Source organism: Thermonema sp. (assembly GCF_026003375.1).
GTDB classification, from domain to species: domain Bacteria; phylum Bacteroidota; class Bacteroidia; order Cytophagales; family Thermonemataceae; genus Thermonema; species Thermonema rossianum.
In genome coordinates this window covers 178,734-199,757 of record NZ_BPHD01000003.1, presented here as the reverse complement: position 1 = coordinate 199,757, position 21,024 = coordinate 178,734, and the positions used below count along the sequence as shown (strand labels likewise).

Sequence of the window (21,024 nt, the reverse complement as noted above, 5' to 3'; positions counted from 1 at the left end):
TGACCCCCTATGACAATCCTACTGCGCAGAATTTATTCAATATGGTGCTTATTGTGTTTTCTCATTCCCTTTCTATGCTTGTACCCTTTCTTTTGGCTTGCCTACTACCGCCGGGCTTACACCACCATAGGTTATCTGAACAAGATTTGGGCGTGGTGCTTCTTGCGCGGCAGCGGCTTGCCGTTTAAGGTACACTACCATTTTCGCCCCTCGCCCAAAGCGGTATATGTGCTTTGCAGCAACCATAACTCCTACCTCGATATTATTTTAATGGGACTTATAGCCCCGCCACGGCATGCTTTTGTGGGCAAACACAGCCTGACCAAAGTGCCACTTTTCGGGCGCATGTTCGCCAAATTACACATTCCCGTAAAGCGCGAAAGCAAAACAGCTGCCTATAAGGCACTACTGAAAATGCGCGCAGCTGCTCAAGCAGGGCGCAGTATCATTATATTTCCGGAAGGGGGCATACGTGTACATGAACTTGACCGCCTCGCCCCTTTCAAAGATGGTGCCTTCAAGCTGGCTATAGACTTGCAAATACCGGTTATCCCCATAGCCTTCCCTTTCAACTGGAAAGTGCTGCCCGATGACCAGCGTTTTTTGCCCCGCTACCACCGCCTCGAAGCCGTTGTGTTGCCCCCCATTCCAACCAAGGGGTGCACAGAAGAGGACCTCGAGACCATCAAACAACGCACCTATGATGCCATTTATCAAGCCTTGAAAGCTTATTATCCTGATTTAAAATACTGTGCCCCATCGAATGGGGGAAATTCAGTAGTTTTGCGTAAATAACCTTAAAAAACGATTGTCTCTATGAAAGTATCTTTGGACACTTTGCAAAAGATAGCGCACCTTGCCCGCTTGGAGTTCGACGCGTCGGAAGCACAAAGTATGTTGCAAGACCTGAACAAAATCATTGAATGGGTGGACCAACTCGAACAAATAGATACAACCGGGGTAGAACCTCTTATTCATATGTCGGAAGAAAAGAATGTGCTGCGCGAAGACGAACCGGCGCCGGCACTGCCACATGAGCGCGCCCTGCGCAATGCACCCAAAAAAGACAGCAACTACTTCCGCGTGCCCAAGGTAATTGAATAAACAAACATCAAAAAATATTCTATGCAGCGTCCATCCCTATTGACTCTTTTTTTACAACTTATCTTAGCCACCTGCGTCGTTTTTTTACTGCACGGGTGGCTTTCCGGTTTTGAATTGCAACTGCCCTTCACAACAGAAGATCAGCTGGCTTTTCTTAGCCTGCCTTTGGAACAGCTTCAGGAAGGCTTGTTTTTGCTGCCTGTAGAAGCCGATTTCCCGGTTTATGAAAAGCTTTTTAATGCAGGCGAATGGCTGCTATCGCCCCGGCACAGCCGTTGGCTCCTTTGGGGCTGGGCACTGGGCTTGAGTTCTCTACTGGCGCTCTTGGTTTCTATGAAAACCCCGCAGCTGGTTGGCGCCTCTTTGGTGGCGGTGCTTTTCTATGCTTTGGCTTCTTTCCAAGTATTAAAGCTGCAGCTGCCTTTTTCTTCCAATATTCCGGTAGTTGCCTTATGTATTCTCATGCCTGCCCTGCTTTGGTGGATGCACAAACGCCCGGCTGTCTGGAGCTTTCCCAAGCGCTTTGGGCTCTTGTTTGCCCTGCATGCCGGCTTGCTTGCATTCATAGAATGGAAAAGTGCCTACCCCTTTCCGCTTGCCTTCGTTGCTCATTTCGGCTTTTGGGCACCGCTTGCCCTCGCACTGATGTTTGTGTTTTTGCTTTCGGCTCAAATACCTTATGCCCTCTTGGCGCTCACCGGCCGCTCCGACGCCTCTTCTTCACAAAGCAATATCAAGCACTATTCATGGCTTAGCCTGCTGTACCTGCTGAATTTAGGCTTGCTGCTTGCTCAACACATGCATTGGTTTTCTACCGACTTGGTGCTTATCCACACCAACGTGTGGTTGTTGATAGCGCTCGTAGCCGGCTTTTTATTCATCGACAAATCACCGGCCTGGCAAAAAATATGCCCCTCCCCCTCGCTTAGCAAGCCTTTGTACCTGACTTTGGCAATCATCAGTTTTGGTGTGCAGGCTTATGCCTATCAAATAGGCGATGCGGCACTGCAAAATGCCTTTCAGGTAGTCGTTTTGTTGAGTTTTTCGGTCTTTGGGCTTACCACCTGGATGTACGTGGTTATCAATTACCGCGGCAGCCGGCATGCCAAGTTGTTCGAAGTGGTGTATCAAGACGAAAGCAAGCATGCCATCCCCAACTATCTTGCCCGGGGCATTGCCTTTTTCATCATCACCATGTTGGTGTATATGGGCTATCTGACCCCTATCAATCGCATCAAAGCGGCTTATTATGCCTTGGTAGGCGACAGCTATTTGCTCAACCATGAAGCGGACTTTGCCGCTACTTATTACGGTGCGTCGAACCGGTACAACAGCCAAAATCCACATGTGCATTATGCCCTTGCATCCATTGAGTTGATGAAGCAAAATACAGAAGGCTACCTGAGTGCTTTGCTTTACAATATGGAGCACAACCCGCTGGAACAAAGCTTTTTGAAAGTAGCCAACAAATACGCCGAGCGGCAGCTACCCATACAGGTCATCGAAAAAATCAAAGAAGGCATTCAGTTATTTCCCCGCTCGGAGCGTCTTCACAACAACCTGGCATTGGCTTATGCCCACTTTGGTCTGGCCGACTCGGCAATCGTGTCTCTTGAAAAAGCCCGGCAATTGGGCTTAGCCAACGATATGTTTTCAACCAACTTGTTTGCCGTGCTCAGCCGGCACCCGCAGGGCAAAGGCAGCCTTCCGCATGAGCTGCTTGGCAAGACCGAAGACCCCGCTGCTTTAGCCAATGCCTACCTGGCAGCTTTGCGCGTAGGCGACAGCCTTTCTATCCCCTTTCAAAAACAATGGTTCGAAGACAGCACGCTATCGTATCCAGAAGCCATCTATTTGGCAAGCTATACTTTGGCTCATCTCAACAGCCCCAATGAGCCTGCTTCCTTCTCTTATATCGAAAAAAGCTTGCTGCAAAGCGAATGGCGGCAGCAGTTCGGGCATGAGTTACTGCTTGCCAAGGCGCTTTATCTCTACTACGGCGCCAACCGGTGCAGCACAGCTTTTCAGGCATTGCGCGGTGCCACGCAATCCGGCATTACCCATGCTCCCCTACTGGCTGCTTGGTACCTCGAACATGGCAACTACCCCAAAGCGGCCGAAACCGTGGGCTATGCCGCCCGGTTAGGACAAACCAAAGCCCAACTCACCTTGGCTCTGGCACTGAGTGCACAAGGCAAACAGCAAGAAGCGCTCCCCTGGTGGACCCTGCTTGCCAAACAGCAAGCACCGGAGCTGGCGCCTATGCAGACTTTTCTCAATGCCATGCCCCAAGTGCTGCAAGCCACTGCACCGGACACCGGCTGGGAAGAGTGGAAAATATTTGCCTTTTTGTATTACCGGAACGACTTGGCCATTGCACAGCTGCGCCCATACCTCGATTGGCTTAACAGCCCTGAATACAAACTATGGGCACAGTATCACTGGGCAGAGCGCTTGCTCACAGCAGGCAAGCTGCAAGAAGCCGGCAATTTCTTGCCCGAGCCACCCGCCGCCTTGCAAGCCCCTTGGCTTCATAGTCTCTACGCACAGCTTGCCATACGGCAAGCAGCCGAAAGCGGGCAAACAGAGCACCTGGAAGGGCTTATTGAACGCTACCGCAACCAAATGGCGCCCTTCGACCGCCTCTATCTCTTTTATGCCCGGGGCATGTTGGCAGAAGCCCGGCAACAGACCGAAGAAGCCCTGCAATGGTACCGCCGCTCGGTGGAAGCCCTGCCTTTTTATGCACCTGCCTATCTCAGAGCGGTTGACTTGCTCAATGCACAAGGCAAAGAAATGGACGCTTACAACCTGCTTATCAAAGGCTTGCGTCAAAACGAAACATCAGTTGCCCTGTCAAAAGCCTACGCTTTGCAGGCACTGCGTATTGGCGCCTTTTCTTATGCCGAGCAAGAGCTGGAGCACTTGCAAAACATAATGCCGGCAAAAGAATTCGAAGCCTTCCGGGCAATTTATGAAAAACAACAAGCGTTTCTTGAGCAAAGAACAAAATAAGTTATGAGCAACACGCCCACCATCATCGAAATGCAGCACATCCGCAAGGTGTACATCATGGGCACCCAGCAGGTGGAAGCACTCAAAGATATCAACATACAGGTGCAAAAAGGCGAATATGTGGCTTTTATGGGACCGTCCGGCTCGGGCAAGTCCACCCTTATGAACATCATCGGTTGTTTGGATACCCCCACTTCGGGGCGCTATTTCCTGAACCAAAAGGATGTAAGCCAAATGGACGAAAACGAGCTGGCAGAAGTCCGTAATAAAGAAATAGGCTTTGTGTTTCAAACCTTCAACTTGCTGCCACGCATGACTGCCCTCGACAACGTGGCGCTTCCATTGATTTATGCCGGCTATAAAAAATCTGAACGCATTGAGCGGGCAATGCAAGCCCTCGAGAATGTGGGGCTGGCCGACCGCGCCCATCACAAACCCAACGAGCTGTCCGGCGGGCAGCGCCAGCGCGTAGCCATAGCCCGTGCCCTGGTCAATAACCCCAGCATCTTACTTGCCGATGAGCCTACGGGAAACCTGGACTCAAAAACTTCCTACGAAATCATGGAGCTGTTCGACCAGATTCACGCACAGGGCAATACCATCATTATGGTTACCCACGAAGACGATATCGCCGGTTATGCCGGGCGCATCGTGCGCCTGCGCGACGGACTTATCGAAAGTGACTTACCCAACACACAAAAAGTAAAGCTGTCATGATGGTTGTTGACCTGCGCAGCGACACCGTCACGCGCCCTACGGCAGGCATGCGCGAAGCCATGCTCTATGCACCCGTAGGCGACGACGTATATGGTGAAGACCCCACCGTAAATGAGCTGGAAAGCTATGCCGCCCGCTTGTTTGGCGTGGAAGCTGCTCTCTTTTGTACGTCGGGCACCATGAGCAATCAAATAGCTATCCGGGCACAAACCCAACCCAACGACGAAGTGATATGCGATCGCTTGTCTCATATATACCTTTACGAAGGGGGTGGCTTGGCTTCCAACTCGCTGGTGTCGGTGCGCCTGCTCGAAGGCGACCGCGGACGCCTGACCGCCGGACAAATCGCGGCTCATATCAACCCCGATGATGTGCATTTCCCCGTTACCCGCTTGATTTCGCTCGAAAACACGGTCAACAAAGGGGGCGGCGTATATTATGAGCTGGAAGAAATCCGGAAAATAAAAGAAGTATGCGTGGCGCACGGCTTAAAACTGCACCTGGATGGTGCCCGCCTGTTCAATGCAATGGTAGCACAAGGTAGTCAACCGCAGGACTTCGGGCAGCTATTCGACAGCATCTCGGTGTGTTTGTCCAAAGGGCTGGGCTGCCCCGTGGGCTCTTTGTTGCTGGGCAGCAAGGAACTCATACGCAAAGCGCGCCGCATACGCAAAGTAATGGGCGGTGGCTGGCGACAAGCCGGCATGTTGGCAGCCGCCGGGCTCTACGCCTTACAACATCATGTGGAGCGTCTGCAAGAAGACCACCGGCGGGCAAAAATATTGGGCGAACTGCTCCGCGCCCACCCGGATGTGAAGGAAGTGTACCCCGTACAAACCAACATTGTCATTGCCGGACTGCATGCCCCATTGACAGCCCGCATATGGCAGGCAGCCCTGCAAGAGCACGGCATCTTGATTTCGACTTTTGGCGAGCGGGCCATTCGCATGGTGACCCACCTCGACATTCACGATGCTCATATAGAGCGTGTATCGGAAGTGCTTCCTCGTTTCAGTATCCAAAAAGAGCACAAATAAAAACCTAAAAAGTCCAATTTTAATTGGGCTTTTTTTTGTATATTCGCAAGCGTGCACGCCGGCGTGCACGCCTTCTGCTTACCTTAACACACCCAACTCAATGGCGCGTATTTACACCAAAACCGGCGACAAAGGTGAAACTTCCATACTGGGCGGCACAAGGTTGCCCAAGTCTCACCTGCGCATAGAAGCCTATGGCAACGTAGATGAACTGAATGCCTACATAGGGCTATTGCGCGACCTGCCCGAACACCACACCCGCTTCGATATACTTCTTGACATTCAGCATAAGCTGTTTGTCATTGGTTCATTGCTGGCTGCCGACCCCGAGCGAAATAAAATGGAACTGCCGCAGTTAGAAGAAGAAGCCATCACCACACTCGAAAAACTCATCGACGACATCAACGAACGCACGCCCCCGATGCGCTATTTCATCTTACCGGGCGGGCATATCAGCATCTCACATACCCATGTGGCTCGTTGCATTTGCCGGCGTGCCGAACGCGCCGTGGTAGCCTTGCACCAACAACAGGCAGTGGATGAGCGCATCATACGCTTTTTGAATCGCCTGTCAGACTATTTGTTTGCGCTCTGCCGTTTATTGCATGTAGAGCTCAATATAGAAGAAACACCTTGGAAACCTTCAAAACCATAATGCAAAATGAACGAAGTAATGAACATAGAAATACAACCTACTACCCAATCGCGCCTGCCTGAGGTGGACTTCGACAATCTGCGCTTCGGGCATGTTTTCTCCGACCATATGTTGGTAGCCGATTATGCCGACGGCGAATGGAAATCTTGCAAGATAGTTCCTTTTGCCCCCTTGACGTTTAGCCCTGCCATGTCCACCCTGCATTATGCGCAGTCTATATTCGAAGGCTTGAAAGCCTATAAAAACGAGCAGGGCGAAATTCTGGTCTTCCGCCCTTACGACAACTACAAACGCATGCTGCGCTCGGCAGAACGCATGTGCATGCCGCCCATCCCCGAAGAAATATTTATGGATGGACTGCGCGAGCTGCTGAAGTTGGACAAAGATTGGATTCCGCAGCGGGAAGGCTATTCGCTTTACATTCGCCCATTCATGTTTGCTACCGACGAGTTTATAGGTGTGCGCCCGTCCAATACCTATAAATTCATCATTTTCACTTGTCCTGTAAGCAAATACTACAGCGAGCCGGTAAAAGTAAAGATAGAAACCCACTATACCCGAGCAGTTGCCGGCGGCACCGGCTATGCCAAAGCAGCCGGCAACTATGCAGCCTCTTTGTATCCTGCCCGCTTGGCACAACAGGCCGGCTATCATCAGTTAATATGGACCGACGGCAGAACACATGAATACATCGAAGAAGCCGGCACCATGAACATCATGTTCCGCAAGGGCAACCGCATCATCACGGCGCCTTTGAGCGATTCCATCCTGGCGGGCATCACCCGCGACAGCGTGCTTACGCTCGCCCGCGAATGGGGCTATGAGGTAGAAGAACGCCCGGTACCCGTAAAAGAAATTGTGGGCTACCTGGAAGAAGGCTCCTTGGATGCCGCCTTTGGTGTGGGAACAGCCGCTACCATTGCCCATATTGTCACCATTGGCTACGAAGGCAAAGACTATCAATTGCCCCCCATAGAAGGGCGCGTGTTTGCCAACCGTGTATTGCAAACCCTCGACGACATCAAATATGGGCGCATAGAAGATACGCACGGCTGGATTTGGAAACCGGAAGCATAAATTTTTATCGAAAACCGTTGCGTTGTATCCTCCGTTTGTCTATATTTGCATCGCAATTACACGGAGGTTGTAGCTCAGTTGGTTAGAGCGCCAGATTGTGGCTCTGGAGGTCGCGGGTTCGAATCCCGTCTTCCTCCCTCTGCAAAAAAGCTGTGAGAACTCACAGCTTTTTTTATTTTTGTTGCAGTACAAGATTGTTTTACTGCTTCTTATGAAGAAATTTTTTCTTACGCTTTGGGCTGCGTTCACTGCTCCCTTTCGCCAACTCACCTCTCAAGACCTTAAGGTGCTTGCAATATGCATGCTGCTTTCCACTATTTTTTGGTTTTCCATCACCCTGAATAAAACCTACAGCACCTCCTACATGCTCTATTTGCGCCTGCCGGGCCAAGTGTACCCTGTACAGGTAGAAGTAACAGGGAGCGGCTGGGCACTCCTGCACCTCTCTTTGCGTCCTCCACAAGACACCCTCACCTTCACCGTCTCTGCTCAAGAGGAAGTGCTGCCCAAAAACCAACTGCTTCCAAAAATAAAACAGGCATTCCCCGGACAAGTAGATATCAACATCATATCGCCCGATAACATAGTGCTGCGCGAAGCAAGTCGCATAGCCACCAAAAAAATCACCCTCATAGCGCCCTTAGCACAGATTGAAAACCTGCTTTGCGACAGCTGCTATATGGCCACGCCCCCAACCATTGCTCCTCAACAGCTTATTGTAGAAGGCGAAAGCAATAGAATCAAACTGCTGGCAGACACAATTGTACTTCCGGTTTACAATCGTTTCATCCGGGACCATTTCGATATTACTTATCGCAGCGAGCAGCTGATTTCACAAAAAGGCATAAAAGTGAAACCGGCAACGGTGCGCATGCACTTCCGCATCGGATATTTTCAAGAAAACACACTCAATATACCGGTTGAGCTGAAAGACTTTCCGGAAAAAGGGCACTGGCGTGTACAGCCGCCCTATGTAAAAGTTCGGGTACGGGGCAAAGCCGAGACGCTGTCCCTGCTCAAATCCACCCCCGAAAGTATACGGGCATGGGTTTCCTTTGCAGACGCAAGCCCGTCCGATTCCTTACAGGTGCAAGTCGGTACCTCTCTGAAAGACATTGAAATAAAAAAAGTGAGCCCTTCTCACGTAAAGCTGTTACACCCATGAAGCTCCCTTATCAAGTAGGTATTACCGGCGGCATAGGCAGCGGCAAAAGCCTGGTTTGCCGTATCTTACAGCGAGGCTTCGATGCCCCCGTGTACGATGCCGACAGCCGCGCCAAATACCTCATGCAACATAAGCAAGAACTGATAGAGCAAATCATCCGGCATTTTGGAAAAGAAGCCTATCATGCCGATGGCACACTCAACCGTGCCTATTTGGCAGAGCGTGTTTTTCACGATGCCCAAGCAGTCAAACAGCTCAATGCACTGGTGCACCCCCAAGTGGCATTGGATTACCAAGCGTGGCTGCTGGCACACAAGCAATTCCCCTATGTAGTGCGCGAAGCCGCCCTCATGATAGAAAGCGGTGCCCATGCCACCGTGGATTTGTTGGTGCTGGTGGCTGCCCCCGCGGAAGTACGCATCCGGCGTGTGTTGCAGCGCGACCCCCACCGCAACCGGGCACAAGTAGAAGCCATCATCGCCAAACAAATGAGCGAAGAGGAAAAACGGCGCTATGCACACTACGTCATAGAAAACGACGGCACCCGCCCCCTCTTGCCACAAGTCGTGTGCCTTCATGAACTGATAACCAAGGCAATAAGAAAGCAACAAGGGCAATTGTAAACTAAAAAAAGCTTTGTATCTTTGCACCAACTCCCCTTAAGTCTTGTTTTCAAGGGGAATAGAAACCAAAACTCTAAAACTATGGCAAGCTTGGCAAGTGTATTGCTCTTTTTGGGAAGCATCGGAGGTACGGAACTGATTCTGATTCTCTTCATCCTGTTGATTTTCTTCGGTGCAAAGCGCATCCCTGAATTAGCCCGTGGGCTGGGACGTGGCATCCGCGAGTTTAAAGATGCTACCCGTGAGGTAAAAGAAAACATAGAAGAAAGCGTAAAAGACGACAACAGAAAGTAAAACCCAAAAAAACATCGCTTTGAAAAATTACCATTCGCTTGCTGAAATACGCCGCGACATGGAGGAGGGCTTGCTTAATTGCGAAGCCCTTGTCCGGCATTATTTGAAAAACATAGAAGAAAAGAATTCGCAGCTCAACGTATTTGTAAGCGTTTATGCCGACGAAGCGCTGCAAAGAGCCCGTGAAGTAGATGAGAAAATAAAAGCCGGTACTGCCGGCAAGCTGGCGGGCTTGGTGGTGGGCATCAAAGATGTCATTTGTTATCAGGACCACCCCCTGCAAGCTGCCAGTAAAATATTAGACGGCTTCGTATCGCAGTTTTCTGCCACAGTAGTGGAACGCCTGCTTGCAGAAGATGCCATCATTATCGGGCGGCAAAACTGCGATGAATTTGCCATGGGCTCTTCCAATGAAAACTCCGTGTACGGTCCCACACGCAATGCTGCCGACCCGGAACGCGTGCCCGGCGGCTCATCCGGTGCTTCGGCTGTGGCCGTGCAGGCCGACATGTGCCGGCTTTCTATTGGTTCGGATACCGGTGGCTCGGTGCGCCAGCCGGCTGCTTTCTGTGGCGTCATCGGTTTGAAACCCACTTATTCCCGCATTTCCCGCTGGGGACTGATTGCCTATGCTTCTTCCTTCGATTGCATTGGCTTGATAGGCAAAAGCCCCGAAGACATAGCCCTGACCCTCGAAGTAGTGGCCGGTGCCGATGAACACGACAGCACCGTATCTCAACGCCCGGTGCCTGCCTATGCAGCGTATCTGCAGCGCGAAGACGCCCCCAAATACCGTATAGCTTGCTTGCGTGAAGGGATTGAAAACGAAGCTATAGCACCGGCTATACGCCAAACCATGCAGGAAAGCATAGAAAAATTACGTAAGCAAGGGCATGAGGTAGAAATCATCGACTTCCCCATTCTGCAGTATATCCTGCCTACCTACTATATACTCACCACTGCCGAAGCCAGCTCAAACCTTGCCCGCTACGACGGCGTGCGTTATGGCTACCGCAGCCCCCAAGCCGGCGACTTGGAAAGTCTTTACAAAAAAACACGTTCGGAGGGCTTTGGCAGGGAAGTAAAACGACGCATCATTCTGGGCACCTTTGTTCTAAGTGCCGACTATTACGATGCTTACTACACCAAAGCGCAACGGGTGCGTCGCATCATCAAGGAACAAACAGACAAGCTGTTTGAACAATACGACTTCCTGCTTACCCCCACTACACCCGATACAGCTTTCCCCTTAGGTTCTTTTCAAGACGACCCCGTAAAAATGTATCTGGCAGACTTGTTTACTGTGCAGGCAAACGTTGCGGGCGTACCGGCCATTTCCATCCCTGCCGGAAAAGATGAAAAGGGCTTACCTATTGGCATTCAGTTTATTGCAAACAGGTTTGAAGAAGAGAAACTATTAAAAATAAGCCGGTCTTTATTGTAAAAAGCCGGAATTTATTGCATTATAGGGTATTTTAGCGTAACTTATCCATTGCTTTTACGGTAAAATACCCTGTACTTTTTTGGTATCTGCATTTATGAAAAAAATATACCTACTTTACGGTTGCCTGTTTGCGTTCCTACAATGTGCATGGGCACAAAGCCAGGAGCAACGCGCTGCCTACCGGGTCAATATACCGTTGCCCCGGCCGGTTGACTCGGTAGATGCTCAGTTTCGCGACTATGTCCCGCAATTGCATGAGGAGCTTATAAAAGAACGGCTGGCCTGCGCCCAACAAACGATTCCTTTGACCTACCATCCTGTGGTATTGCGATTCATCAAGAAATACCTCATCGATAACCGCCGGCAAACCGTGCGTTTTCTGCAGCGTACCCCACGCTATTTCCCTATCTTTGAAGAGGCACTGCGCCGGCATGGTTTGCCCGAAGAGTTGAAATACTTATCCATTATAGAATCTGCTTTGCTGCCCCGTGCCCGCTCTTGGGCATCGGCTGTCGGACTGTGGCAGTTTATGTCCTTTACCGGACGGGAATATGGCTTGCGCATCGACCGCTACATAGACGAACGCATGGACCCTTACAAATCAACAGAAGCGGCTTGTCTTTTTTTGAAAGACCTTTACCATATGTTCGGGGACTGGCACTTGGCTTTAGCTGCATATAACTGTGGTGCCGGGAACGTCCGCCGTGCCATCCGCCGTTCCGGTGACAAGACTTCTTTTTGGGAGATTTACCCCTACTTACCCCGTGAAACCCGTGCCTATGTTCCTTTTTATATTGCCATGGTGTATGTCATGCGCTACCATGAGGCACACAACATTCCTTACCCACAAGAAGTAGAGCCTTTCTTGGAGAGCGACACCATACATGTACCGCCGAAGGTGAGTCTGCAACAGTTGGCACAAGGCTTAGATATATCGCCGGACACCTTGAAAGCCCTGAATCCACATTTGAAATACTATGCCACGCCCCCTTATGGCACTTCTTTTGCCTTGCGCATCCCCGCGCATAAGAAAGCATGGTATGCACTGCACAAAGAAGAAATTTTGGACCTGCAAGAAGAAGACATTGTGTTGACCGAAACCCCAAGCATCCCGGTGCAAAAAGTAGCCTACACCCCGGGCGGGCATCAGAAAGCGACTTACCACCGGGTGCGCAAAGGCGAAAGCTTGGGCATAATAGCCCAAAAATATGGGGTAAGCGTCAGTGCCCTCAAGCAGTGGAACCACCTGCGTGGCAACACCATTTATCCGAATCAACGGCTGATTATTTGGACCAAACAAAGCATTACCCCCGACAGTGGACCTTATTACACGGTGCGCCCGGGTGATACGCTCTGGTCCATTGCGCAGCGCCACGGCATAAGCATAGACCAACTGCGCGCACTCAATCCCTCTTTGCAAGGTGACAAAATAGTAAAAGGGCAACGCCTGCGTGTGCGTTAAGCCGGTAGCAAAAGCAAGCCGGCAGCTGCTGCCCTTGCCTTTTGCAGGCATGAAAGGCAGGCAAAATGTTTTTTTGGTAAAAGTTTCGTTTCTTTGGGTAAAAGAGCCCAACAAGCAATTGTTATGAACAGAACCAAATACCGCCTTTTACTCGGAAGCATTCTCTTTTTAGTAATACTTGCTGCCGTTTTTATTTTTTGGCAAGGCAAACAACAAAGTTCCCAAGGAAGAGCACAGACCTACCAGCCCGCTGCCAGTGGCACCGTCGGTAAAATACTGGTGAGCATGAACCCCACCGCTTGGAAAGCCGGCATTGGCGAGCAGGTGCGGGAGTGTCTTCAATCACCGGTGCCGGGCTTACCTCAACCCGAGCCCTTCTTTACTTATATGTTCATTGCACCGCCCGATTTCAGTGATTTCAAAATATTTCGCCAGGTGCTTTTTGTGACCAACCTGAGCGACTCTACCTATGCAAACCGTCGTATCCTGCAGCTACTTGCCCCCGAAGAGCTGCAACAGTTTAAAAACGGCACACAGCAAGTTTCTTTGTTTTTGCAGCACGACCGCTATGCCCGCGGACAGATATTGGTTTTTCTCGTAGGTAAAAACACAGAAGCGTTGCAACACTATTTGCAGGACGAAGCCAGCCGGGAACAGTTGCTGTTTGTGTTCGAAGACCATCTGGCTACCTATATGGCGCAAAGCATTCAACAAGCCAAGGTGCATGCCGTCAGCTTGATGAATGCACTGAAGAATAAATTTGGACTCACCTTCGCGCTGCCACCCAATTATAAAGAAGTAGTACGCGACAAAGATTTTATTTGGATAGGTACCGTATCGGATAATGCGTATCAAAACATATGGATAAGCCGCCTGCCTTACCAAGGCAAAGAAATGTATGATACGACTTTTATCATCAAGCATCGCGACCGCATGGGCGAACGTTTTTTGCGCTATAATCCGAAGCGCGAAGGCTCTTTCGTGCAAACGGAAACGCGTGTGCCGCTGCACGTCAGAGATACCCACCTAAACGGTACTCCTGTACGGGAATATGCCGGCTTGTGGGTGCTTGAAAGCCGGCGGCGCGGGGGCGGCTTTGTAGGTTATGCCTTCGAGCACAAGGGCTACTTCTATTACATTGAAGCATACATCTACGCACCGGGACGGGAAAAGCTGCCTGTTCTTCGCCGTTTGAAAGGTATTTTAAACACCATGGAATTATTTGACCGTGTCGATAACACACCCATAGCAGCCCGGTAAACTCATGCCATCGACTTGTCAAAGCCCCTTACAAAAAGGGGCTTTTTTTGTTCCCTTTTCGAAGCCTGCTTATGAAAAAAGGCCTGCCTTTTAAAAAAACTAAACTACAAGTTTATTTTTTTGCAAAAAACTTGAACTAAGAGTTTAGTTTTTGTATTATTGCAGAGGAAGAAAACATTTCTAAAGTCATGAAAACAAGCAAAATAATTATAAGAAAGATAGGCTTTCTAAGCGCCTTCATATTGCCTGCCCTCTTAGTGGCGGGCTACTACCAAGGGGGCATCGGCTACTTTTACCCCCTGATTTTTGCCTTTGTATGCATCCCCCTCATGGACTACTACGTGGGCGAAGATCGCTACAACGTACCTAAAGAACTGGAACGAATATTAAGCACCGAACAATACTACCGCCTGATTACGCACAGTTGGGCGTACCTGCAGGTGATACTGCTGGTATGGGCTTGTTGGGCTGTTGCTCAAGACCCCGGCCGCCCCTGGTATGAATGGCTGGGCTTTACACTCAGCACGGGCGTAGTCACCGGTGGCATAGGCATCACCGTGGCACATGAGCTGGGGCATAAAAACAACCGCTACGACCAATGGATGGCACAGCTCATTTTGATGACCGTTTGTTATATGCACTTCTTCATTGAGCACAACCACGGCCATCATGTGCATGTGGCTACCCCAAAAGACCCGGCCACTGCCCGCCGCGGCGAATCTTTTTATCGCTTTTGGTGGCGCACCGTCACCGGCAGTTTTCGCAGTGCCTGGAACATAGAAAAAGAAAGGTTGACAAAAGCCGGAAAGCCGGCATGGAGCGCACACAACCGCATGCTGTGGTATATGGTTCTTCCTTTGCTCTATTTGGCTTTCCTTTTCGGCACGGTGAGCCTGCTTGTTGACCGCCTCGCCTGGGAAGTTATTCCTTTCTTTTTTGCACAAAGCATAGTGGCTTTCAGTCTTCTGGAGGTTGTCAATTATGTAGAGCACTATGGGCTGCAGCGCCGTCAATTATCCAACGGACGCTATGAGCGCGTGCGCCCCATTCACTCGTGGAATGCCAGCCACATGATAAGCAACTTCTTTCTGTTTCAGTTGCAGCGTCATTCCGACCATCATGCCTACGCGAGTCGCCCTTACCAAATACTACGCCACTTTGACGAAAGCCCCCAACTGCCTGCCGGATACCCTACCATGATTTTGCTGGCACTGGTTCCCCCTTTGTGGTTCCGCGTCATGGATGCCAAAATGGACGAATGGCAACGCTCTTATGGTGCCCCACCCGCAGCTGCTTAGTATTTGCACGATTGCCCGGCAATGGCTACCTTAGAGTAGTTACCGGACGAACAGATAAAAAGAAGCGTGAAATATGCCATGATGCTGTGCTTGGGGTTGCTGTTTGCAGCCCCAAGCAGCCGGGCACAACAAAAACAGTTGTACCGCTTTTGGAGTAGTTTTTATGAAGCGGCACTTGCACAGGACGTAGCCCGCCTGCAACAACTATGCGCAACGGCTCAGGATGCCGATATGCTTATACGTGGCGTGCTGAGTCAAAGATATGAAGGTGCCGGCGCTTATTCGCATCGCGCCCTATGGATACTCATGCAGCACTATCTGTCTGTTTTTCATGAGCCTACGCCTGCCGAGCAAGGGCGCCTCCGGCGCTATTGTGCATCCTGTGCCCGCAAAGACAACAGGCACGAGCACCTTGTGGCCGAATGGCAAAAATGCTTTGTTTTGCTGTCGCGCCATGGCAAACAGTGGACCCTCACCCACTGGGAAAACCTGAACGAATGGCTTTTTTACGACCCCGATGTACTCAAGCAATTACAAATAGAGCTGAACATACAATATTTCGAGGAAGGCACCCGGCTCACCGAAGAGCGCTTTTATTTGCAACAAGACACTCTTTATTACGTAAAAGCCCTTAGTATTCAGCATAAAACCCACACTCAAACGTTCAGCAAGTTATTAAGTGTGCACGACAAAGCCCGGATTTACAAAACACTGTACACACAAAAGGCATTGGAAGATGTAAAGATAAAAGAGCAGCTGACTGCCCGCCGGGCATACACCATAGCCAAAGCGGTGATACACACCCACCGGCAATATACATACGACATACAAAGTGCCCTGCCCCCGGAAAAAATCAAACAAATTCGCATCTTAAAGGATATGCTTTTACAAGCAATGCAGCCATAGTCTGTGCCTCTCTTGAGGAAACTGTCCTAAACATATAGTAAAACTTTTATATTTGCAGCTGTTTTTCAACAAAAAACAATCATGATACCAAAGGAAATTCAGGTGAAGAACAAAGCCGTAGAGAAATTATTCACTACAGGCTACGATGTCAGTCCGAAGATGATTGAGGATTTGCTCCACATGGAAGGCATTGAAGAGGACTTGTTGCGTATTCTGCAAGATGCCGCTGCGCGTCCTCGATTCTATGCCGACCTGCCTTTAGACGGTGGGCGTCTGGCGCCCGTGCATGCTATTTTGCTGTTGCGCCAAATGCATAGCGACCACGCCACCCGCCTGGTGATGGAGCTGCTACAAGGCGATGCCTATACCATGGAGCTGCTCTTTGGCGATACGTTCATGCTCGAGGAGATGTGGCCTTTCATTACTTTCTCTGCCAAAGCTCACTTCCGCACCTATGTGGATATGCTGCACAAAGGCGATATTGACCCCTTCTCCAAGTTGGCCGTAAGCACCGGCTTGGCACAGGCTGTTTTTTATGAGCCCGGCATAGCCCCGAAGGTAGAAACCGCCTTCCGCGAATTGCTTGAGTTATTCATAGAAAAAGCCGATGACTTGCAAAACGACGAAGCTGTATTCGACGGTTCAGATGCCGACAGCGACATTGAATTTATTTCCAACTTTGCCCTGGATGTTTCAGATACCGGCTTCGAGTCTTTGCGCCCCTTGATTGAAGAATTGATTGACCTGCGCATCATCGATACCGACATTGTAGATGAGGTGGATCTTGACTTCAAGGCACGCAAAAAGGAAATACACCCCATATTGAAAGTGTATGAAACATTCCGCCTCGAAAATGAAAGCGAAATAGAAAAAGCAACCGACAGCAATGAGAAGATAAAGAAGACGAAGCAAGCAGACGAAGACTAAACAACACAAGCATAAAAACAAAAGAGGGACGGCGCAATGCCTCCCTCTTTTTTCGTTGCGGCTTGCATTTGCCTGCCGTTATTTCCCTTCGGACTGATGCAATGGCGAATTCGCCAACACACTCACCGGGCGGCGGTCCTTATCGATGGCTACAAAGGTAAAGGTTCCGGAAATGGCTTTTTCTCTTTCTTCGGCATACATGCTTTCCACATAGATATCCACACGTACATCCAAACTGGTGTTGCCTATTTTCACCACCTTTCCCACCAATTCCACAATAGTACCTGCCGGAATGGGTTTTTTAAACTCAATGCGGTCGCTGGCAATGGTTACCACCGGCAAGCGTGTGAAACGCGTAGCCGTAATGAAAGCCACTTCATCCATCATTTGCATGGCGGTGCCCCCGAAGAGTGTGTCGTAGTGGTTGGTCAAATCAGGAAAAACAGCTTTAAAGATGCGCGTTTCCGAGCGTTTTATTTTTTCTTCAATGTAGCTGCTGAACGCATGCTTGGGCTGTGATTGTGGTAATTTTTCCATGTGATGTTTTTTTGAGTGCAAAGATAAGGGAAACAAACTGTATTACTCCTTAGCGGGGCTATATGTTTGCAACTCGGGATACAATTTGCATACGAAGCCATCGTTGCGCATTTCTTTTTTATTGTAAATCAAAGGATTGCCCTGCAGGTCCAACACCACACCGCCGACCTCCTCCACGATGGCCTGCCCGGCGGCAGTATCCCACTCCATGGTAGGTCCCGTGCGCACATAAATATGCGCCTTGCCTTCGGCTACCCGGGCAAACTTCAAAGCACTGCTTAAAGGCACAAAATGCTTGACGGGCAGCCCGCGCAGCAGCTCCTTGTCTTGATTGCCCCGGTGTGACTTGCTGATGAGTGCCGTCAAATAAGGGGGCATGGGCGGGCGCTTGAGCGGCTGTGCTTGCCCGCGCTGTTGCACCCGGAAAGCTCCTTGTCCTTGCACTGCGTAATAGAGGGTATCGTAGGCCGGTGCATACAACAAGCCCATGACGGGCAGCTGCCCCTTAATCAAAGCCACATTGACGGTAAAGGTCTCTTCGCCCCGGATAAAAGACTTGGTGCCATCCAGCGGATCTACCAGCCAGAATTTATGCCAGCGGCAACGCTCTTCGTAGGGCAGCATGGCGTTTTCTTCCGATACCACCGGGTGCCCGCTGTATCGTTCCAGCATATGCGTCAAAATGCTGTTGGCTTCGCGATCGGCTATGGTCAACGGCGACTCGTCCTTTTTTTGCTCTACCTGCAAATGCACCGAACGGAAATAATGCATAATGACGGCGCCCGCTTCATACACCGTTTCTATGATTTGTTGCAACGCTATATCCATAGGCAAAAACTTGGGGGCTCTTCTTTGCGTAAAGATAAAAATACACAAATAGTTCTAAGTATGAAGATTCAACGTTTTTTTGCTACGCTGTTATTGACCGGAATGACCCTTTCGCTCTGTGCACAAAAAAACCAGCCTTTCCCTGCCTTGGAAGGGCGCACAGCCGACGGGCAAACAGTGCGTATTCCGCAAGACACCCGCGGCAAGGTGAGTCTGCTTTGTCTTGCTTATTCGCAAGAGTCAGAAGCCGAGCTGGAAACATGGTTGTTGCCTGCCTACAAGTACTTTATTGAAGAGAATCATGCCGTTTTCGAAGCGCTTTATGAAGAAACCCCGCTCAACCTGTACTTCATCCCCATGGTGCGTGCCATTGTGCCGGATGGCCAATTTGCCAAATTCGAACAGCAGTTTGCAAGCATAGACGAAAGCCTCAAATCGCATGTGTTGCTTTACCATGGCAACATCACCCCTTACAAGCGCTTTTTAAACATGAAAGACAAGTCGAAGCCTTACTTTTTTGTATTGGACAAGAGCGGCAGGATTGTACACATCACCTCCGGGGCATATAGCCAAAGCAAAATGGAAGAGCTCCGCCGCGTGATAGACCAATACGGCAAATAAAAAGGGGCGCCTTCCGCAAAGCCCTCATTGCACGGCAGGCAATCCGGCAACTTGTATAGGGAAGCAGGCTTCAAAGTTGAGCGCGCCCAAGGTGGAATCGCCCCGCTTGAGCCCGCCGGGTTGGTACATCAAACGCAAAAGCAGGGTGTCGGTTGCCGGGCTATAGGTGGCAAAAGCTGCTTCCAGCCCCAAAGGGCGCCCTTGGTTGTCTTCGTCTTCATAGCCGGCAAAACGCAAGCCATTGCCGGGCATTACTTCATAAAATACCTGATAGCTTTCAGCTTCCAGTGCAATGGCGTTGGTCACGTCGTAAGCAGGCGTACGCGACTCGTCGAAAAATGAAAGTAAGCACACATAGCGGCTTTGCGGTTTCAAAGCCACCGGGTCAAAAACAGGGGCTTGCCCGCCCGGGCCGTCGGGGTCATAATAGCGGACCCTGTGCATTTCAGTGGGGTCGCTTTCGTTGATAAAGTCCAGTTGCACGGTAGTAATATGCTCTTTGGGCTGTACTTGGCGGGGGGTACTTTCTTCTTTGCCCCCGCAGGTCCATAAAACCATGGCGCTCAACAAAGCAAACACCCCTTTACTCTTCTTCATGTATTTCATACTCTATGGTTTGCTGTTTTTCGAAGTCATAAAGCGTCAACATACGCAAAACGAAATAGGCGCTCCACAAATTTTGCAAGCTGCTCAAATACTGCCGCTGGGCTTCGTTTTGTTCCCGCTTGGCTGCATTCAGCTCGCTAAGCTGTATATGTCCACGGCGAAAACGATGCCAGGCTATCTCGTAACGCTTGCGGGCTACCTCCCATGCCCGTTGTGCATACTGGATTTGCTCACTGTATATGTTCCAGCGCTGCACCTGCAAAAGCACTTCCTGCTCGAACTCACTTTGCTCTATTTCGGCTTCGGTCTGTGTTAAACGATAATTGGCAAGGGCGGTCTTGATACGGGCACGCCCACGTCCCCAATCCAGAATAGGGATTTCCAAGCTCAAGCGGAAACGCTCCTGGTCTTGCACATCGCTGTAGGTATCCTGCAGAGTAGGTGCGCTTTTCGACAAGCCAAAAGACAGATACAAATCTGCGCGGACCCCCCGCTCGGCGCGTGCTTTGGCCACTTCCTGCTCGGCTTCCAGCAAACGGCGCTGAATGCTCAGTGTCTTGGCTCTGTTTTGGCGTGCCTGTGCCAATGCCTCCGTGGCATCGATGCGCAGCAAAGGCAACCACTCCGGCACTTTTAGCTGCAGGTCTGTGTCTTCACCCAGGCGCAAATAGTTTTTCAGCTGCAGCAGGTGGTAGTTATATTCATACTGTGCCAGGTCGCGCGCATTGCGGTTGTTCAAATAGTACAACTCTATTTCGAGCAGGTCCACCTCCGATATTTTGCCCAGTTCGAAGCGTGCCCGTGCAATGCTGTAAAGCGTATCGGCATTGCTGTAGTTGAAATCAGCAATTTCAAGATTCTTTTGTGCCAAGAGCGCATTAAAGAAAAGCTCGGTTGTCTTAACGGCAATCATTTCCATAGACTCATCGAAGCGGCGGCGGCTTTCTTCATATCGCAGCGGTTCGATGCGCTGCTGCCACAACAAATGATTGTAGCCCCACAGGGGCTGACGGATACCCACCACCACCGGATAAGCAAGATAAGAAGTCGTATTCACAGGCGAGAGCACATCTATACGGCTCAGTTGCGAGCTCACGAAGAAGGTGCCTCCCGTAGGCACAATGGGCTGCTCCAAAGCCATTTCGGCAAAAGAGTTGGCCAAACTACGCGCCCGGAAGGTTTCGGTACCGTCGTTTTGAATCACCGGCACGATGGTGCGGCTCAGGTCGGGCAAGTCGCCACGAAAGACCAAACGGGGGCGCAAACCGGCTTGGTAGGTTTTATACGCCCAATAGTTGTTGATCCATTCATTGCGGTTTTTCTCATAATCGAGCGATTGCGTCTGTGCCCGCTCGATGGCTTCTTGCAAGCCCATCACCAAAGATTGCGCCTGTGCAGCGCTTAGTTGAAGGCACAAAAGAAAAAGAACATGAAGCTGTTTCATAAAA

At 50.3% G+C, this 21,024-nt stretch carries 21 protein-coding genes and 1 tRNA gene; 18 read left to right on the top strand and 4 right to left on the bottom strand.

Features of this window, described 5'->3' with window-relative positions:
• The first annotated feature begins 9 nt into the window (after nt 1-9).
• The 17 genes from QVE43_RS10460 (at nt 10) to QVE43_RS10380 (ending at nt 16,984) form a co-directional block, all read left to right on the top strand.
• Nucleotides 10-795 carry a 1-acyl-sn-glycerol-3-phosphate acyltransferase gene (locus QVE43_RS10460; protein WP_288006954.1) on the top strand — a complete coding sequence of 262 codons (786 nt, stop codon included), beginning with the start codon at nt 10-12 and terminating at the stop codon, nt 793-795.
• A gap of 21 nt (nt 796-816) precedes the next feature.
• Nucleotides 817-1,104 carry an Asp-tRNA(Asn)/Glu-tRNA(Gln) amidotransferase subunit GatC gene (gene gatC / locus QVE43_RS10455; protein WP_288006952.1) on the top strand — a complete coding sequence of 96 codons (288 nt, stop codon included), beginning with the start codon at nt 817-819 and terminating at the stop codon, nt 1,102-1,104.
• A 21-nt stretch (nt 1,105-1,125) separates the two neighbouring features.
• A complete protein-coding gene (locus QVE43_RS10450; protein WP_288006949.1) occupies nt 1,126-4,119 on the top strand; it encodes a lipopolysaccharide assembly protein LapB in 2,994 nt (997 codons plus the stop codon).
• A 3-nt stretch (nt 4,120-4,122) separates the two neighbouring features.
• Nucleotides 4,123-4,836, top strand: coding sequence for an ABC transporter ATP-binding protein (locus QVE43_RS10445; RefSeq protein ID WP_038030190.1), 714 nt, complete (start codon nt 4,123-4,125; stop codon nt 4,834-4,836).
• Complete coding sequence (ltaE, locus tag QVE43_RS10440) at nt 4,836-5,873, top strand: low-specificity L-threonine aldolase (protein ID WP_288007656.1); 1,038 nt, start codon at nt 4,836-4,838, stop codon at nt 5,871-5,873. The genes QVE43_RS10445 and ltaE overlap by 1 nt, the downstream gene beginning before the upstream one ends.
• 100 nt (nt 5,874-5,973) lie before the next feature.
• Nucleotides 5,974-6,528: a cob(I)yrinic acid a,c-diamide adenosyltransferase gene (locus tag QVE43_RS10435; protein WP_038030287.1), complete on the top strand. Its 555-nt coding sequence runs from the start codon at nt 5,974-5,976 to the stop codon at nt 6,526-6,528.
• A gap of 6 nt (nt 6,529-6,534) precedes the next feature.
• Nucleotides 6,535-7,605, top strand: a complete 1,071-nt coding sequence (locus QVE43_RS10430; protein ID WP_288006946.1) for a branched-chain amino acid aminotransferase — start codon at nt 6,535-6,537, stop codon at nt 7,603-7,605.
• Between the two features lie 62 nt (nt 7,606-7,667).
• Nucleotides 7,668-7,743, top strand: a tRNA-His gene (locus QVE43_RS10425).
• Nucleotides 7,744-7,906: 163 nt separating this feature from the next.
• On the top strand, nt 7,907-8,770 hold the full coding sequence (locus tag QVE43_RS10420; protein WP_288006943.1) for a hypothetical protein: 864 nt from the start codon (nt 7,907-7,909) through the stop codon (nt 8,768-8,770).
• Entirely contained in the window at nt 8,767-9,393 is a 627-nt protein-coding gene (gene coaE, locus QVE43_RS10415) for a dephospho-CoA kinase (RefSeq protein ID WP_288006940.1), read from the top strand. The genes QVE43_RS10420 and coaE overlap by 4 nt, the downstream gene beginning before the upstream one ends.
• A gap of 81 nt (nt 9,394-9,474) precedes the next feature.
• Nucleotides 9,475-9,687 carry a twin-arginine translocase TatA/TatE family subunit gene (locus tag QVE43_RS10410; RefSeq protein ID WP_038030198.1) on the top strand — a complete coding sequence of 71 codons (213 nt, stop codon included), beginning with the start codon at nt 9,475-9,477 and terminating at the stop codon, nt 9,685-9,687.
• Between the two features lie 19 nt (nt 9,688-9,706).
• Entirely contained in the window at nt 9,707-11,131 is a 1,425-nt protein-coding gene (gene gatA / locus QVE43_RS10405; RefSeq protein WP_288006936.1) for an Asp-tRNA(Asn)/Glu-tRNA(Gln) amidotransferase subunit GatA, read from the top strand.
• A 94-nt stretch (nt 11,132-11,225) separates the two neighbouring features.
• On the top strand, nt 11,226-12,593 hold the full coding sequence (locus QVE43_RS10400) for a lytic transglycosylase domain-containing protein (protein ID WP_288006933.1): 1,368 nt from the start codon (nt 11,226-11,228) through the stop codon (nt 12,591-12,593).
• A 123-nt stretch (nt 12,594-12,716) separates the two neighbouring features.
• On the top strand, nt 12,717-13,853 hold the full coding sequence (locus tag QVE43_RS10395) for a DUF4837 family protein (protein ID WP_288006930.1): 1,137 nt from the start codon (nt 12,717-12,719) through the stop codon (nt 13,851-13,853).
• Between the two features lie 188 nt (nt 13,854-14,041).
• Nucleotides 14,042-15,151 carry an alkane 1-monooxygenase gene (locus QVE43_RS10390; RefSeq protein WP_288006927.1) on the top strand — a complete coding sequence of 370 codons (1,110 nt, stop codon included), beginning with the start codon at nt 14,042-14,044 and terminating at the stop codon, nt 15,149-15,151.
• A gap of 66 nt (nt 15,152-15,217) precedes the next feature.
• Nucleotides 15,218-16,057, top strand: a complete 840-nt coding sequence (locus QVE43_RS10385; protein ID WP_288006924.1) for a hypothetical protein — start codon at nt 15,218-15,220, stop codon at nt 16,055-16,057.
• An 81-nt stretch (nt 16,058-16,138) separates the two neighbouring features.
• Complete coding sequence (locus QVE43_RS10380; protein ID WP_288006921.1) at nt 16,139-16,984, top strand: hypothetical protein; 846 nt, start codon at nt 16,139-16,141, stop codon at nt 16,982-16,984.
• A gap of 78 nt (nt 16,985-17,062) precedes the next feature.
• Here QVE43_RS10380 and QVE43_RS10375 read toward each other — a convergent pair whose 3' ends face one another.
• Entirely contained in the window at nt 17,063-17,521 is a 459-nt protein-coding gene (locus QVE43_RS10375) for an acyl-CoA thioesterase (RefSeq protein WP_051633152.1), read from the bottom strand.
• A gap of 42 nt (nt 17,522-17,563) precedes the next feature.
• Nucleotides 17,564-18,349, bottom strand: coding sequence for a 3'(2'),5'-bisphosphate nucleotidase CysQ (gene cysQ, locus QVE43_RS10370; RefSeq protein WP_288006917.1), 786 nt, complete (start codon nt 18,347-18,349; stop codon nt 17,564-17,566).
• 60 nt (nt 18,350-18,409) lie between these two features.
• Here cysQ and QVE43_RS10365 point away from each other — a divergent pair, with 60 nt between their 5' ends.
• Nucleotides 18,410-18,970, top strand: a complete 561-nt coding sequence (locus QVE43_RS10365; protein WP_038030212.1) for a hypothetical protein — start codon at nt 18,410-18,412, stop codon at nt 18,968-18,970.
• Between the two features lie 24 nt (nt 18,971-18,994).
• Here the strand turns inward: QVE43_RS10365 and QVE43_RS10360 are convergent, their stop codons facing one another.
• Both QVE43_RS10360 and QVE43_RS10355 read right to left on the bottom strand, forming a co-directional pair.
• The gene (locus tag QVE43_RS10360; RefSeq protein ID WP_288006915.1) at nt 18,995-19,576 is read right to left on the bottom strand and encodes a hypothetical protein; all 582 of its coding nucleotides are present in this window, start codon (nt 19,574-19,576) and stop codon (nt 18,995-18,997) included.
• Nucleotides 19,554-21,020, bottom strand: a complete 1,467-nt coding sequence (locus QVE43_RS10355) for a TolC family protein (RefSeq protein ID WP_288006912.1) — start codon at nt 21,018-21,020, stop codon at nt 19,554-19,556. The genes QVE43_RS10360 and QVE43_RS10355 overlap by 23 nt, the downstream gene beginning before the upstream one ends.
• Nucleotides 21,021-21,024: the final 4 nt, after the last annotated feature.